Source organism: Rheinheimera baltica DSM 14885 (assembly GCF_000425345.1).
Classification (GTDB): Bacteria; Pseudomonadota; Gammaproteobacteria; order Enterobacterales; family Alteromonadaceae; genus Alishewanella; species Alishewanella baltica.
Map to the genome: position 1 here is coordinate 16,694 of NZ_AUDG01000021.1, position 15,259 is coordinate 31,952.

14 protein-coding genes are annotated in these 15,259 nt (G+C 47.7%); 3 read left to right on the forward strand and 11 right to left on the reverse strand.

The features are described from left to right. Nucleotides 1-38: 38 nt before the first annotated feature. Together zapD and yacG are read left to right on the forward strand one after the other, a co-directional pair. A complete protein-coding gene (zapD, locus tag H595_RS0108730) occupies nucleotides 39-785 on the forward strand; it encodes a cell division protein ZapD (RefSeq protein ID WP_027670870.1) in 747 nt (248 codons plus the stop codon). Between the two features lie 59 nt (nucleotides 786-844). Beyond that, nucleotides 845-1,072, forward strand: a complete 228-nt coding sequence (gene yacG / locus H595_RS0108735; protein ID WP_027670871.1) for a DNA gyrase inhibitor YacG — start codon at nucleotides 845-847, stop codon at nucleotides 1,070-1,072. A 13-nt stretch (nucleotides 1,073-1,085) separates the two neighbouring features. On the opposite strand, the gene mutT is transcribed toward yacG, so the two are convergent. Further along, on the reverse strand, nucleotides 1,086-1,505 hold the full coding sequence (mutT, locus tag H595_RS0108740; RefSeq protein ID WP_205623199.1) for an 8-oxo-dGTP diphosphatase MutT: 420 nt from the start codon (nucleotides 1,503-1,505) through the stop codon (nucleotides 1,086-1,088). 87 nt (nucleotides 1,506-1,592) lie between these two features. After that, the gene (secA, locus tag H595_RS0108745) at nucleotides 1,593-4,310 is read right to left on the reverse strand and encodes a preprotein translocase subunit SecA (RefSeq protein WP_027670873.1); all 2,718 of its coding nucleotides are present in this window, start codon (nucleotides 4,308-4,310) and stop codon (nucleotides 1,593-1,595) included. Nucleotides 4,311-4,508: 198 nt separating this feature from the next. Between secA and H595_RS0108750 the strand changes: the two genes are divergently transcribed. Beyond that, the gene (locus H595_RS0108750) at nucleotides 4,509-4,982 is read left to right on the forward strand and encodes a DciA family protein (RefSeq protein WP_027670874.1); all 474 of its coding nucleotides are present in this window, start codon (nucleotides 4,509-4,511) and stop codon (nucleotides 4,980-4,982) included. Nucleotides 4,983-5,014: 32 nt separating this feature from the next. On the opposite strand, the gene lpxC is transcribed toward H595_RS0108750, so the two are convergent. From lpxC to murD, 9 genes are all read right to left on the reverse strand, one after another. Beyond that, nucleotides 5,015-5,926: a UDP-3-O-acyl-N-acetylglucosamine deacetylase gene (lpxC, locus tag H595_RS0108755; RefSeq protein WP_027670875.1), complete on the reverse strand. Its 912-nt coding sequence runs from the start codon at nucleotides 5,924-5,926 to the stop codon at nucleotides 5,015-5,017. A gap of 132 nt (nucleotides 5,927-6,058) precedes the next feature. After that, nucleotides 6,059-7,228 carry a cell division protein FtsZ gene (gene ftsZ, locus H595_RS0108760; protein WP_027670876.1) on the reverse strand — a complete coding sequence of 390 codons (1,170 nt, stop codon included), beginning with the start codon at nucleotides 7,226-7,228 and terminating at the stop codon, nucleotides 6,059-6,061. A gap of 27 nt (nucleotides 7,229-7,255) precedes the next feature. After that, nucleotides 7,256-8,491, reverse strand: coding sequence for a cell division protein FtsA (gene ftsA / locus H595_RS0108765; RefSeq protein WP_027670877.1), 1,236 nt, complete (start codon nucleotides 8,489-8,491; stop codon nucleotides 7,256-7,258). After that, the gene (locus H595_RS0108770; protein ID WP_027670878.1) at nucleotides 8,488-9,240 is read right to left on the reverse strand and encodes a cell division protein FtsQ/DivIB; all 753 of its coding nucleotides are present in this window, start codon (nucleotides 9,238-9,240) and stop codon (nucleotides 8,488-8,490) included. Before H595_RS0108770 ends, ftsA begins: the two co-directional genes overlap by 4 nt. Nucleotides 9,241-9,242: 2 nt before the next feature. Continuing rightward, nucleotides 9,243-10,172, reverse strand: coding sequence for a D-alanine--D-alanine ligase (locus tag H595_RS0108775; protein WP_027670879.1), 930 nt, complete (start codon nucleotides 10,170-10,172; stop codon nucleotides 9,243-9,245). Continuing rightward, on the reverse strand, nucleotides 10,169-11,623 hold the full coding sequence (murC, locus tag H595_RS0108780) for a UDP-N-acetylmuramate--L-alanine ligase (protein WP_027670880.1): 1,455 nt from the start codon (nucleotides 11,621-11,623) through the stop codon (nucleotides 10,169-10,171). Before murC ends, H595_RS0108775 begins: the two co-directional genes overlap by 4 nt. After that, the gene (gene murG, locus H595_RS0108785; protein ID WP_027670881.1) at nucleotides 11,620-12,720 is read right to left on the reverse strand and encodes an undecaprenyldiphospho-muramoylpentapeptide beta-N-acetylglucosaminyltransferase; all 1,101 of its coding nucleotides are present in this window, start codon (nucleotides 12,718-12,720) and stop codon (nucleotides 11,620-11,622) included. Before murG ends, murC begins: the two co-directional genes overlap by 4 nt. After that, a complete protein-coding gene (gene ftsW / locus H595_RS0108790) occupies nucleotides 12,713-13,924 on the reverse strand; it encodes a putative lipid II flippase FtsW (RefSeq protein ID WP_027670882.1) in 1,212 nt (403 codons plus the stop codon). Before ftsW ends, murG begins: the two co-directional genes overlap by 8 nt. Continuing rightward, nucleotides 13,921-15,258, reverse strand: a complete 1,338-nt coding sequence (murD, locus tag H595_RS0108795) for a UDP-N-acetylmuramoyl-L-alanine--D-glutamate ligase (protein ID WP_205623200.1) — start codon at nucleotides 15,256-15,258, stop codon at nucleotides 13,921-13,923. The genes ftsW and murD overlap by 4 nt, the downstream gene beginning before the upstream one ends. Nucleotide 15,259 lies beyond the last annotated feature (1 nt).

Consider the following 15,259-nt stretch of genomic DNA (forward strand, 5'->3'; position numbering starts at 1 on the left):
GTTGAGTGTGTTGTCCTAACAGGTGTAACAACATACCAATGACTGAAATACTTTATGAACACCCACTCAATGAAAAAATGCGCACCTATTTGCGCCTAGAACACTTACATAATCAACTGCAAAATTTAACGTCGCTTGAAAATGAATGGCAGCAACAAGCTTTTTTTAACGTACTGTTTGAAGTGATAGATGTGTTAGATCGTAATGATATCCGGCCTGAACTGATTAAAGACTGCGAACGAACCGAGTCAGCCCTGGTTGCATGGTCTAAACATCCATCGGTGTCTGACGATAAGCTAACACCGGTATTGCAACAAGCTGTACGCTTACAAAGTGAGCTGTTACGCAATGGCAAGCTGGTAGGTAATTTAAAAGACGACAAGTTTCTCGCCCCACTGCGACAACGTTTCGCCATACCTGGCGGCACCTGCTATTTTGATGTACCACAATTGCACTATTGGTTTAACTTAGCCATTGAGCTGCGTCAACCCGCCGCACAGCAGTGGTGTAGCGAACTTAGCCTGGTGCAGCAGGCTGTTAGTTTTATACTGGGTTTTACTCGCGAGAAAGGCGCCTTTGTTGAGATAAAGGCCAAGAACGGATTTTACCAAAGTAATACCGAGCAACACGAGCTATTGCGTATTCGCTACACACCGCTAGAACATGCTTACCCAACAGTCAGTGGCAACAAATATCGCTATGCCATCAGGTTCATGCAGCTTTGCGAAGAAACCGGCCGCAGTAATAGTGATAAACATGTCAGTTTTCAATTGGCATGCTGTTAACGTTCAAACAATAGACTTGAAAATGCTAGAATGACGGCAACTGAATTCGGAGTTACGTTATGAAAATTAAATGCCCTACCTGTGATAAAGATGTCGTCTGGTCGGCTGATGCCCCCTTCAGGCCGTTTTGTTCTGAACGTTGCAAATTAATAGACTTGGGCGACTGGGCAGCAGAAAACCACCGTATTCCCGACAAGGCACCAATAGATGCGGCCTTGTCAGAAGAATATCTAGCAGAGCTGGAACAAGAATTTATTGCACAGGACAACAATTTTTTCAAACACTAACACCATCTGTGTGTTAGCTCTGTGACAAATACTCTTGGATACGCTCAACGATGGGCTGATTTGCATCGGGGAATTCGATAGTGCTCAACTCGGTTGAACTTGCCCAGCGTAGCGGTTGCCCTTCACGGCCATGCGGCTGGCCGTCAAAGCCGGTAACCAGATATATATCCAGCAATACCGTTTTCTCGGGGTAGGCGTACTCTAGCTGCATAAAAGCGCTGCTTTGTGTTACGGTAATGGTTATCTCTTCATACAGCTCACGGCTAAGCGCTTGTGGCACTGTTTCACCAGCCTCTACCTTGCCACCGGGAAACTCCCATTTACCGCCCTGATGCTGTGTGCTGCTGCGTAGCGCCAGTAAAACCTGACTATCACGCAATATCACCCCGACGGCCACATGAACAACCTTCACCATGCTGTTTGTTTGCTGCATTGTCTTACCTTGCAAAATAACACCCTAGTCTAAAACAACAAAGCCAGCTTAAGCTGACTTTGCGTTAACCCTGTGCCACCGAGTTGGTTAAACTAACTTACCGTGACACTGTTTGTATTTCATACCTGAGCCACAAGGACAGGGATCATTACGACCTACTTTATCTTGTTCGCGAAACACCGGACCGCGTGGTAAATCGTCTGGCACATTACCACTAACCTGCTCAGCCGGGGCGTGTTGATAAGCATGTGGTACGGCATCCGCTTTTCGGCGTTGCTCATCAACCGCGGCAACATCTTCAGCCGCTTTTACCTGAACCCGGCCTAATACACCGACAACATCAATCTTCAGGTTTTCTAGCATAGTAGAAAACAACTCGAAGGCTTCACGCTTGTATTCTTGCTTCGGGTTCTTCTGTGCGTAACCACGCAGGTTAATGCCCTGACGCAAGTGATCCATTGCCGCCAAATGCTCTTTCCAGTGCGTATCCAAACTTTGTAACATAATTGCTTTTTCAAATTGGCGTAATACGTCTGGGCCAACCATTTGCTCTTTGTCGCTGTACGCTTTTTCAACTTCTTGTTGAATACGCTCGCGAAGCTTTTCTTCAAATAACTTCTTATCCTCTGCCAACCATTGCGTAATAGGCAAATTCATTAAGAAGTCGGCTTTTAAGCGTTGCTCTAAACCTGGTATGTCCCACATCTCATCCAGGGACTGAGGCGGAATATACTGGCTAATAATACCGTCAATAACATCAAAACGGATTGCAGTGATGGTTTCACTGATATCAGTCGCATCTAACAGCTCGTTACGCTGTTCGTACACCACTTTACGTTGGTCGTTTGCTACATCATCAAATTCAAGCAGTTGCTTACGAATATCAAAGTTACGCGCTTCAACTTTGCGCTGTGCATTTTCAATGGCACGGCTTACCCAAGGGTGCTCAATCGCTTCGCCTTTTTCCATCCCCAAACGACGCATCATCCCAGCCATACGGTCGGAAGCAAAAATACGCATCAGGCTGTCATCCAGCGACAGATAAAATCGGCTTGAACCCGGATCGCCCTGACGGCCTGAACGACCACGTAACTGGTTATCAATACGGCGTGATTCGTGACGCTCAGTAGCGATAATATGCAAGCCACCCGCGCTAATTACCGCATCGTGTCGCACTTGCCATTCGGCTTTCACTTTTTCTTTATCAGCATCAGTAGCGTCAGCACCCAGTGCCGCCAATTCGGCCTGCAAGTTACCGCCCAATACGATGTCTGTACCACGACCTGCCATATTGGTTGCAATGGTTACCGTACCAGGTTGGCCGGCTTGAGCGATAATTTGCGCTTCATTCGCGTGGAACTTGGCGTTCAGTACCTGATGCTTAATTTTGGCTTTGTTTAACAGGTTAGATAAGTACTCTGAGCTTTCAATTGATGCAGTACCCACCAACACCGGCCGTCCGGCATCGCGCGTTTCAATAATGTCGGCAATAATCGCCTGATATTTATCTTCAGCATTTAAGTAAACTAAATCAGCCATGTCTTTACGAACCATCGGCCGGTTAGTTGGCACTACAATCGTTTCCAGACCATAGATTTGCTGAAATTCAAAAGCCTCAGTGTCAGCTGTACCTGTCATGCCAGACAGTTTGTCATATAACCGGAAGTAATTCTGGAATGTGATGGATGCCAGCGTTTGGTTTTCGTTCTGAATTTTAACGCCTTCTTTGGCTTCAACAGCCTGGTGCAAACCCTCTGACCAACGGCGGCCTTCCATTGTGCGACCTGTGTGCTCATCGACAATGATGATCTCACCCTCTTTTACGACGTAATCAACGTCGCGCTTAAACAGCTGGTGCGCCCGCAGTGCAGCATAGACGTGATGCAGCAAGGTAATGTTAGCCGCTGAAAACAAGGTGTCATGCTCTTGAATTAAGCCATGCTCACGCAGCATGTCTTCAACTTTTATTTGACCTTGTTCAGTTAAATACACCTGGCGGGCTTTTTCATCGACGGTAAAGTGGCCATCGCCGTGAGCACCTTCTTCGTCTTCTTTGTCCTGCTTAACCAGTTGTGGTACCAGTACGTTAATTTGTTTATACAGCTCTGAGCTGTCTTCAGCCGGACCAGAAATAATTAATGGTGTACGGGCTTCGTCGATTAAAATTGAATCCACTTCATCGATAATGGCAAATGCTTGATCACGTTGAGCACGATCTGCTGGCGAAAACGCCATATTGTCGCGCAAATAATCAAAGCCGAATTCATTGTTTGTACCGTAAGTAATATCCGCAGCATAAGCCTGTTGCTTTTCATGCGGCGCCATACCAGGAACGTTTACACCCACGGTTAATCCCAGGAAAGAAAATAACGGCGCATTGGTCTGTGCATCGCGCCGGGCCAGATAGTCATTCACGGTAATAACATGAACACCGCCGCCACTTAACGCATTCAGGTAAGCGGGCAAGGTTGCCGTTAAGGTTTTACCCTCACCGGTACGCATTTCAGAAATTTTGCCCTGATGCAGCACCATGCCACCGATTAACTGCACATCAAAGTGGCGCATACCAAACACCCGCTTACTGGCTTCGCGCACAGTTGCAAATGCCTGCGGTAAGAGGTCATCTAACGTGCTGCCATCGGCTAGTTGTTGTTTAAATTCTTGTGTTTTATGTTTCAGCTGGTCGTCGGATAAGGCTTCAAACTCTGCCTCTAACGCATTGATCTGCTGTGCTTGTTTTTCTAATTTTTTTAAGAAGCGGTCGTTGCGGCTACCAAATAATTTGGTAAAAAGTTTTCCAAACATTATCCAAATACCATGTTAAGTTAAAACTGCAGTGCAGCCCTGGCGGCGCTCGGCCCGACCAGTAATAAGATTAAAACCCCAGCATATTACGCCAGATATGGTGACCAATGCTAACGCTTTCAAGGTGCAACATTCTTTGTCTTCACAGAAGCTGCTACACTGGGCCAATATATATAATGCTGCAAAGGCACAGAAGCAATGGCCCGTTATACACAAAAACCTCAGGACATAAGTAAGGTGTTATCGCACAGCACGTTAGCTTTGCAGCAGCAACAGGTTAGCTTGGTGCAACAGCTAAATCAGGTACTTGCTGAGGTACTCCAACTTGAGCAGCTCAGTTTCTGCCAGGTTAGCTGCATTCGCGATGGCCGGGCAGTCATATTATCTGCCTCTGCGCCCTGGCTAACCCGTTTAAAATTGCAGCGCGACGCCATTCTAGACAATTTTCGCCGAAAAATCTTGCCTGATTTGGCAGGAATTGACATAGAGGCCTCTCCAAATGGCCAGATCAATAAACTGCAAGTGCCAATACCTCAAAAAAACAGCCATCATTTATCTGCCAGCGCAGCTGTAGCATTGCGGGCCGTGGCAAAAGGTAGTGATGGCGCGTTAAAACAGGCACTGCTAAAACTCGCGCAAAACGCCGATATCAAAAATAATAAAACCCGGTAAGAACCGGGTTTTATGTTGCTTTTAAGCTGACGTTACGCCAATTGCGGCGCTAAATAAGAAATAGGCATCTGTGCTTTGTCTTCAAAACTCACAAACTCCCAGTTTTCCTGATTGGCAAGTACCGCACACAATAACTGGTTATTCAGTGCATGACCTGTTTTGAAAGACTTAAACTCGCCCAAAATACTGTAACCTGCCATATACAAGTCACCAATGGCATCCAAAATTTTGTGCTTAATAAATTCATCGTCATAGCGCAAACCATCTTGGTTCAGCACTCGGTATTCGTCCAATACCACAGCATTATCAAAGCTGCCACCCAGTGCAAGATTATTAGCTCGTAAGTACTCTACTTCATGTAAAAAACCAAAAGTACGGGCGCGACTAATATCCTTAATAAAACCCGCAGCAGAAAAATCCATTACCATATGTTGGGTGGTTTCTGCGATGACCGGATGAGCAAATTCGATGGCGAAATCAATTTTAAAACCATGGTGAGGCTTCAACTCTGCCCATTTATCACCATCTTCAACCCGTACCGCTTTTTTGATGCGAATAAATTTTTTCGCTAAGCGTTGTTCTGCAACACCGGCTTCAAGTAGTAAATAGACAAAGGGGTTGGCACTGCCATCCATAATAGGAATTTCGGCTGAGTCTACTTCAACAACTAAGTTGTCGATTCCCAGCCCGGCAATGGCCGCCATCAGGTGTTCAGTGGTGGATAACCGCACGCCATTTTCATTAATTAAACAGGTACACATTACTGTATCACCGACTAATTCCGGCTTTACTTTAAAATCGACAACAGGGTTAAGATCGACACGACGGAACACAATGCCCGTATTATCCGGCGCAGGTCGGAGAGTAAGCGTAACCTTTTCGCCTTTGTGTAATCCCACTCCAATGGAGCTTACTGTCTTGTCGATAGTACGTTGTTTAATCATAATTTCTTCCTGCTCAAAATTTAAGCAATCACAAAATGGCGGCGAAGCATAGCATAACGTGGCAATTATGCCAAATTTCACTGAACAGCAGCTTAATCCTGCTGTCGGCCTTGCCTGCGACTCAGTATAGACTTAGTCGGCTTGTTTGCGTAAAAACGCCGGAATATCAAATATATCGATATTTGCCTTACTTTCAGCCTGAGGCTTAGCTGACGCTGCCTGCGGCTGCTCCAATTTAGTATGTTGTACTTCTGGATTCAGTGCTGCGCCACCATGAGTGCCATAAAACGGTTTTTGCGTCTCTACCGGGCGGTTGCTCGGCACTAAGCTGATATCTGGGCGGCGATCGATACCGATACCCGTTGCAACAACGGTTACCCGCAATTCATCTTGCATCGTCGGGTCGATAACAGCACCTACAACCACAGTCGCGTTTTCAGAGGCAAACGCTTTAACTGCATTACCTACGGTTTCAAACTCATCAATGCTGATATCTAAACCGGCTGTAATGTTAACCAAAATGCCCTTCGCACCCGACAAATCAATATCTTCCAACAGCGGGCTGGAAATGGCCTGCTCGGCAGCTTCTTCTGCCCGATCAGGGCCAGAAGCACGACCACTACCCATCATGGCAGTACCCATTTCTGACATCACAGTACGTACGTCAGCAAAGTCAACGTTGATTAATCCCGGACGGGTAATCAGTTCGGCAATACCCTGCACTGCACCCAGCAACACATTGTTCGCTGCTTTAAACGCATCCAGTAAGCTGGTGCCTTTACCAAGTACCTTTAATAACTTGTCATTTGGAATGGTGATCAGTGAATCAACGTGCTTGCTCAGTTCCAGAATACCTTCATCAGCAAAAGCGGTACGCTTTTTACCTTCAAACGGAAATGGCTTAGTAACCACTGCTACAGTTAAGATACCCAGTTCACGCGCCACTTCGGCCACGATTGGCGCTGCACCAGTACCTGTACCACCACCCATGCCGGCTGCGATAAAAATCATATCTGCGCCTTGAATGGTTTTTTTAATTGTCTCACGATCTTCCTCTGCTGAGCGACGACCAATTTCAGGGTTAGCGCCTGCGCCTAAACCCTTAGTTACGTTCGCGCCTAACTGCAGCGTGATGTGTGCTGAAGAATTACGCAGTGCCTGTGCATCGGTATTCGCCGCGACAAACTCTACACCTTCAATATTGCTAGCAACCATATACTCGACTGCATTACCGCCGCCGCCGCCAACACCAATCACTTTAATTACAGCTTCTTCGCTGTGGTTTTCCATTAACTCAAACATAGCTCTCTCTCCGTTTCTACGCTTACTTTAAAATTCGCCTTTGAACCAGCTGCTGATCCGTTTAAAGAAACTGCCAACTGAATCCCGCACATCCGCATTTTTTTTCTGCTGAGTGCGTGCGTCTTTACCATACAGCAATAACCCCACTACGCTGGCGTAGGCCGGGTCCTGTACGTATTCTTTTAAACCGGTAACATGCATAGGCTGCCCTACGCGCACCGGCATTTGAAAAATGTCTTCGGCAAACTCTACCGCACCTTCCATTTTGGCGGTGCCTCCGGTTAGCACAACGCCGGCGGCAATTTGTTCTTCAAGGCCACTACTGCGAATTTCTTCCAGTACCAGCTCAAACAATTCCTGATAGCGCGGCTCTACTACTTCAGCCAAGGTATGACGGGACATAGACCGCGCAGGCCTGCCGCCAACACTGGGTACTTCAATACTTTCCTCTTTGCCCACCATGCTGCGAAGTGCGCAGGCATACTGCACTTTAATGTCTTCAGCATGACTGATTGGCGTACGAAATATTTTGGCGATATCACTGGTAACCTGATTTCCGGCTACTGGAATAACCGCGGTATGACGCAAGGCACCATTGGTATAAATTGATATATCAATAGTGCCGCCGCCCATGTCGACGACACAGACACCCAGTTCTTTTTCGTCTTCAGTCAGTACCGCAAAACTTGATGCCAGCGAGGTAAAAATAAGCTGGTCAACATGCAAGCCACAACGCTCAACACATTTTTCGATATTTTTTGCCATATCATTAGCACAGGTTATAATGTGCGCTTTTGCTTCCATCCGCACACCAGACATACCAACCGGGCTTTTAATGCCTTCTTGCATATCAACTGAAAACTCTTGCGGTAGCACATGCAACATACGGCGCTCGGCAGAAATAGGTACTGACTTTGCCGCATGAATAACGTTAGACACGTCTTCAGCCGTTACTTCAGTGTCATTAATCGGCACCATGCCACTTTCGTTCTGGCAGCGAATATGTTTTCCGGTGATACCTAAATACACAGAAGAAACCCGGCAATCAGCCATCAACTCAGCTTCGTCAATAGCGCGTTGAACAGCTTGAACCACCAGATTTAAATCGTTAACACCGCCTTTATCCATGCCACGAGATACATGAGTACCGACACCTACAATGCTAAGTTTGTCGTCTGCCGTAATTTCGCCTACCACCGCTTTAATTTGTGCAGTGCCGATATCAAGGCCAACAATCAAATCTCTATCTAACGACTTCGTCATGCTTTTCTCTTTTGTTCAGTGCTATAACGCACCGCTATGCCAGTGTCGTAGCGTAAATCTACTTCAGCGACAGCGTCGGTTTTATGTTGACTGATCACCTGATACAGCTCTATAAAACGCTGTACCCGTTTCAGAGTATCATCTCTACCTAACTTCAACGCCACACCATTACTTAAGCTTAACTGCCAGGAAAAGCGCTCGGTTAACCCCAGCGCTACTGCATTAAATTTATGCAGGGCCAGTAAGCCCTGCATATGGCGGAACATGGTCAGAGCGTCCTGCTGGCTGCCTTCGGGGCCGGTTAGCATAGGTAGTTCCGTTTTCAGCTGCTGTAAGGGTGCTTGAAATACCTCACCCTGCTCATTTAATAATCGCTGCTGATTCCAAATAGCTACCGGCTGTTGTTCTGTAACAACCACAACCAGGGCATCAGGCCATTGTTTGCGCACGGCTACCTGATATACCCAAGGTTGTTGCAGTAAGAACTGCTGTACCTGATCCACATTCACGCTAAAAAAGTTACCAACATACTGCTGCTGCAAAATTTGTTGCAATACGCCGGAGTTAATATGATTAAAATCACCGTACAGCCTAACGTGCCGTACAGGTGCACTTTGCTGGCTTTGCAGCCAGTCTGATACTTTAACTGCACCCCAACCTAGCGTCAGCATGGCGGCAATAAAAAACAGCACCCCGGCATAAAACGCCGGACGTTGTTTAAATTGCAGCTTCGGCAAACGCAGGTTCATGACTATTTGTTCCCATGTGTTTGCGCCAATATGGCCAACACCAGTTGTTGAAAACTCAAGCCCGCTGCCTTAGCGGCCATCGGCACTAACGACTTCTCAGTCATACCCGGCACGGTATTTACTTCGAGCAAATAATGCTGGCCGCTGTTGTCCAGCATTATATCAACCCTACCCCAACCCGATGCACCGACTGCTTTAAAGGCACTAAATGCAGTCTGCTGCATGGCGGCAGTCACTTCAGCGTCTAACGGGGCCGGGCACAGGTACTCGGTGCTGTTAGCCTGATATTTTGCTTCGTAATCGTAAAAAGCACGTGGCGTGCGCATTTCAACTATGGGCAAAACCTGATCATTTAACATGGCAACCGTAAACTCACGGCCAGTTATCCAACGTTCGACTAATATCTCACTGTCGTATTGCAAAGCAGCCGTAACGGCTTGTTGTAACTCTATTGCTGTGCTCGCCGCGCTCATACCAATACTGGAGCCTTCATTGGCGGGCTTAACCATTACTTTACCACCCAAGCTGGCTAAAACGCCGGCAAAGTCAGTATCATTGCTATGCACTACCGCAAAAGGCGCTGTTGGTAACTGCTGTGCCTGAAATAACCACTTGCAGCGAATTTTGTCCATGGCAAGTGCCGAACCGAGTACGCCGCTGCCAGTATAAGGTAAACCCTGCAGCTGCAATGCCCCCTGCATGGTGCCATCTTCACCACCGCGGCCATGCAATACGATAAACACCCGCTCAGCTCCGATTTCAACCAGTTCAGTAAGCGCTTGCTGCTGTGGATCAAATGCAAACGCATCCACACCCGCATCTGTTAGCGCTTTAAGCACTGCAGCACCGGAGCGCAGCGACACATCGCGTTCAGCTGAATTACCGCCAAACATCACCGCAACCTTACCAAAAGCACTTACGGTACTGCTCATGCCTTTTCTCCTGCGCTGAGTTTAAGTTGTTGAATATTTAACTGCATTGCAGCCAGTTGTTTGACTAAAGCACCAATATTGCCAGCGCCCTGGGTTAAGAGTACATCGCCATCTTGCAGCACGGTCGCCAAACTAGGCGCTAGTTCTTGAGGCTCAGCAACGTATACGGGGTCTATCGTGCCACGTGCCCGTATAGAACGGCATAAGCTGCGGCTGTCAGCTCCGGCAATCGGTGCTTCACCGGCACTGTAGACTTCCAACAAAAGCAATTTGTCTACGCTAGATAAGACCTTTGAAAAATCTTCATATAAATCGCGGGTACGGGTATACCGGTGCGGCTGATATGCCATCACTAAACGCCGTTCAGGCCATGCCGCACGCACTGCTGCTACTGTTGCGGCAACTTCCGTAGGGTGATGGCCATAGTCGTCTAGCAATAATACGCGGCCATTACCGGTATCAAATTCACCATATTGCTGAAAACGCCGGCCGATACCTTCAAATTTGCTCAATGCCTGTAAAATAGCGTGTTCGGCAATTCCCTCATCCAACGCCAACGCATAAGCTGCAGTAGCATTTAAAGCGTTATGCCTGCCTGGCAAATTAAGCACTACCTCTCGCTGGTTACCATTATTATCGGTAATGGTGAACTGGCTTTGTGTGCCACTCTGGCTAAATTCGCTGATAACAAAATCAGCATCCTCACTAAAACCATAGGTTAAAACCGTACGTCCAATTTGCGAAATTAAGCTGCGTAATACCGGGTCATCAATACACACCACAGCAACACCATAAAAAGGCAGGTTATGACAAAACTCCAGATAGGTTGCTTTGAGCTTCTCAAAGTCACCTTGATAGGTGTCCATGTGGTCCGCTTCAATATTGGTGATCACGGTGGCCAGCGGCTGCAAATGTAAAAAAGAGGCATCACTTTCGTCTGCTTCAGCAATAAGGTAACGACCTGCACCTAAACGTGCATTTGACCCGGCAGAATTAAGCAAACCACCAATAACAAAGGTGGGGTCAGTGCCCGCTTCGGCAAAGATAGACGCCAATAAACTGGTGGTAGTGGTTTTTCCGTGGGTACCAGCAACAGCTATACCATGACGAAAACGCATTAATTCACCTAACATTTCTGCCCGGCGAACTACAGGAATGCGTAGCTCACGGGCTGCGGCGATTTCCGGGTTAGTTAAATTAATTGCACTTGACACCACCACAACACTGGCACCTTCAACATTAACCGCGCTATGGCCCAGAGTGACACTGGCGCCTAAACTAACCAGCCGCTCTGTCACAGCATTAGGCGCAAGATCGGAGCCTGAAACATTATATCCTTCGTTTACTAATACTTCCGCAATACCGCCCATACCGGCGCCGCCGATACCAACAAAGTGAATGCGCTCAACCCGTCGCATCGCGAGTTTTTTCTGCTGTGGAGTAGTTATCATATTTGTTGTCCTGTTACTGGCTCAGCCACGGTGTGCTGACACAGCGCCACTACCTGTGCGGTTGCTTGATCTAACGCACAGGCACGCGCTTTAACGGCCATTTGTTCTAACGCTGCTTTATCCTGTAGCCACGTTAGCAGCATTGGCAGCAGGTTCTCCGAAGTTAATTGTGTCTGGGGTAATAACAAGGCTGCACCTTGCTCACTTAACCAGCGAGCGTTAGCCGTTTGATGATCATCTATCGCCGAAGGTAATGGCACAAATATCGCGGCAACACCGGCACACGCCAGCTCACTTACCGTTGAGGCGCCTGCGCGACATATCACCAAATCAGCCCAAGCGTAAGCGTTAGCCATATCGTCGATAAACGCACTTACTTCGGCAGTTAAGTTTGCGCTCGTCAGCTGCTGATAGCCATGCTCAGTTTGTTCCAGTAAGGCATTGCCTGTTTGATGCCGCACCATCAGACTGCCATGCACAGCAGCCTGAGCAAATATCGCCGGCAATGAGTCGTTTAATACCTTGGCGCCAAGGCTTCCGCCAACCACCAATATTTTTAACGCGCCGTTGTAATCATGCTTTGCCGCAATATTGATAAGCTCTGCACGCACCGGGTTGCCTACCACATACTGTTTGGCATCGCCTGCAAACGCCGCAGGAAACGCCACCATCACTTTACGTGCCAGCCGTGACAGCATTCGATTGGTGCTGCCGGCAACGGCATTTTGTTCATGTATCAACAAGGGGGTACGCTGTAGCCAGGCAGCAACGCCACCGGGGCCACTGGCGTAGCCGCCAAAGCCAAGCACCAGATCCGGCTTTATCCTCTTCAGTACGTTGAAAGCTTGCCACACCGACTGCACTAGCATCCAGGGTGCTTTAAGCAGTGACATCAAGCCTTTGCCCCGCAAACCTGAAACGTCAATGGTATGAAACGGCCAGCCAAACTGCGGCACCAGTATCGCTTCCATCCGATTTGCCGTGCCTAACCAATGCACCTGCCAACCGGCATCATGCAGCGAAGACGCAACCGCTTGTGCTGGGAATATATGCCCGCCAGTACCGCCAGCCATGATCAGAATGCAGGGTTTAGTCATGCCGACCTCCTGCAATAGCTTGTTTGCCTTTAAGTCGGACTTCAAAATCGATACGTAGCAATAAGGCTGCCGCAGCGAGCATAATAATTAAGCTGCTGCCACCTGAGCTAACAAAGGGCAGTGTCAGGCCTTTTGTCGGTAAGGCCCCCGTTGCAACGCCGATGTTGACGGCCGATTGGAAGCCAATCCATACCGCCAATGCATAAGCAAGAAGACCATGAAAGCTCATTTGTTTTGCCAGTGCACGCTGGCCAATCCATAACGCGCGATATACCAACATAAACAACATACACAGCAACACTGTTACACCAATGAAGCCTGTTTCTTCAGCAATAACGGCCAAAATAAAGTCGGTATGTGCTTCAGGCAGATACTCTAGCTTTTGAATGCTGTTACCTAATCCCTGACCAAGCCAACCACCACGGCCAAAGGCCATCAACGATTGGGTAAGTTGATAACCACTGCCAAACGGATCAGCCCAGGGATCCAGAAATGCGGTTACCCGTTTCCAACGATATTCGCTATAGACAATTAACACGCCAATTGACAATAGGCCGGTAAAAATAAGGCTAAAAAACTGCCATAACTTGGCGCCGGCTAAAAACAGTAGCGCGACCGAGGTCGCAAACATCACAATAACCGTGCCTAAATCTGGCTGCATTAGTAACAACACGGCAAAGGCAAATAGCACAATCAAAGGTTTAGCAAAGCCCTTAAAGTTTTCGCGCACTTCTTCATGTTTGCGTACTAAGTAACTTGCTAAATAAACAAAATAGAATAGCTTTGCTGGCTCAGCAGCCTGCAAACCAATGGGACCAATTGCCAGCCAGCGCGTACTACCATTTACATTTCGGCCAAATAGCAATACCGCCACAAGCAGCGCTAATGCAGCAAATAACAACAACATATTACTGTTATGCCACCATTGTACTGGCATATTGAGTACGACTAATCCGACTGAAAGCCCAATACCAAGGTAGACCAGGTGGCGGATAGTGAAATGGAGCTCGTTGTCGTATAAGCGGGTTGCTACAGGCACCGAAGCACTGGTCACCATCACCACACCTACCGCGACAATCAATAGCAGTAAGGTTAAAAATAGTTTGTCATATGTCGCATCATCGTCAGCACGCCACCAATTGCGAATACTTTGCATGGGATGTTGTAGCGGTTGCTTTAACGCATGCAGTGCTAGCTGTTTCATAGCACCTCCGCTTTTACCGCGGCAACGAATTGCTCACCCCGGTCGCTGTAGCTGGTAAACATATCTAAACTGGCACACGCCGGCGATAGCAACACCATGTCACCTGCTTGCGCTATTTTTGCAGCCTGTTTCACCGCATCGTGTAAGGTTTTAACCTGCACACTATTTTGATGAAGTGAAGCAATTGCAGGACCATCTTTACCTAACGTAATAAGGGTTTGCACATCTCGCGTTAGTACCGGTAACAGCTCTGCCATATCGGCGCCTTTGCCATCACCACCAGCGATAAGAATAAGTTTGCCGGCTACAGAAGCCCGTAAGCCGGCAATAGCAGCAAACGTGGCACCTATATTGGTTGCTTTGGAATCGTTAACCCAGCGCACATTATTTTTTTCTGCCACCAACACACAGCGATGTGGTAACGACTCAAACTGCTTTAACGCTTGCACAATACCGGCACGGCTAGCACCTGCCGCCAATGCCAGACTGCAAGACACTAAAGCATTAAATTCATTGTGAGCGCCAAAAAGCGTCATCTCACTGACTGGAAGTAGTGGCTCTTTGTCAATCACTATCCAGCGTTCTCCGTTAAGATCTGCAATACCAAAAGTATTGTCGGCTGGAGTAATACCTAGAGTATGTTCTGCTTGTTCTGGCGTTGTAGCGACATCATCTAAATTAAACACCGCCAGATGAGTATGTTGGTACACCCGCTGCTTCGACGCGGTGTAAGCCGCCATAGTGTGGTAGCGGTCAAGATGGTCGGCGCTTACGTTCAAAATACAGCTAGCCACGCTATGAAGACTGTAAGTGGTATCCAATTGAAAACTGGATAATTCCAATACAAAGACGTCGGTATCGTGCTGTGCTACCGCATCAAGTATTGGTAAACCAATATTGCCAGCCGCTAACGCCTTGACGCCACTGCTTTTTAGCATAGCTTCAACCAGTTTTGTCACGGTAGACTTACCATTTGATCCGGTAATTGCAATTACTGGCTTGTCGTTAACGCGGGCAAACAACTCGACATCGCCAAGCAATTCGGCGCCCTGAGCAACCGCAAAGCGTATCGCCGGATGTGTAGGAGACAAGCCCGGACTTAGAACAATCATGTCCATTTTAGCAAGCCGGTTTGCGTCTAGCTCACCCAGATAAATACCGTCTACTTTTTCAGCGGAAATATGCTCCAGCCCTGCAGGTTTAGTGCGGCTGTCCATAAGTATTGGCTTAACGCCCATGCTAAGCAAAAAACGCACCGTAGCTAAGCCAGATAAACCTAGCCCCACTACGGCAATACGTTTTTTCGCTAAATTGTGCATAAGCGCAGTCTTCATC

Coding starts and splice junctions, on each gene's coding strand:
- zapD (WP_027670870.1), top strand. CDS start 39: ATGACTGAAATACTTTATGAACACCCACTCAATGAAAAAATGCGCACC.
- yacG (WP_027670871.1), top strand. CDS start 845: ATGAAAATTAAATGCCCTACCTGTGATAAAGATGTCGTCTGGTCGGCT.
- mutT (WP_205623199.1), bottom strand. CDS start 1,505: ATGCAGCAAACAAACAGCATGGTGAAGGTTGTTCATGTGGCCGTCGGG.
- secA (WP_027670873.1), bottom strand. CDS start 4,310: ATGTTTGGAAAACTTTTTACCAAATTATTTGGTAGCCGCAACGACCGC.
- H595_RS0108750 (WP_027670874.1), top strand. CDS start 4,509: ATGGCCCGTTATACACAAAAACCTCAGGACATAAGTAAGGTGTTATCG.
- lpxC (WP_027670875.1), bottom strand. CDS start 5,926: ATGATTAAACAACGTACTATCGACAAGACAGTAAGCTCCATTGGAGTG.
- ftsZ (WP_027670876.1), bottom strand. CDS start 7,228: ATGTTTGAGTTAATGGAAAACCACAGCGAAGAAGCTGTAATTAAAGTG.
- ftsA (WP_027670877.1), bottom strand. CDS start 8,491: ATGACGAAGTCGTTAGATAGAGATTTGATTGTTGGCCTTGATATCGGC.
- H595_RS0108770 (WP_027670878.1), bottom strand. CDS start 9,240: ATGAACCTGCGTTTGCCGAAGCTGCAATTTAAACAACGTCCGGCGTTT.
- H595_RS0108775 (WP_027670879.1), bottom strand. CDS start 10,172: ATGAGCAGTACCGTAAGTGCTTTTGGTAAGGTTGCGGTGATGTTTGGC.
- murC (WP_027670880.1), bottom strand. CDS start 11,623: ATGATAACTACTCCACAGCAGAAAAAACTCGCGATGCGACGGGTTGAG.
- murG (WP_027670881.1), bottom strand. CDS start 12,720: ATGACTAAACCCTGCATTCTGATCATGGCTGGCGGTACTGGCGGGCAT.
- ftsW (WP_027670882.1), bottom strand. CDS start 13,924: ATGAAACAGCTAGCACTGCATGCGTTAAAGCAACCGCTACAACATCCC.
- murD (WP_205623200.1), bottom strand. CDS start 15,258: ATGAAGACTGCGCTTATGCACAATTTAGCGAAAAAACGTATTGCCGTA.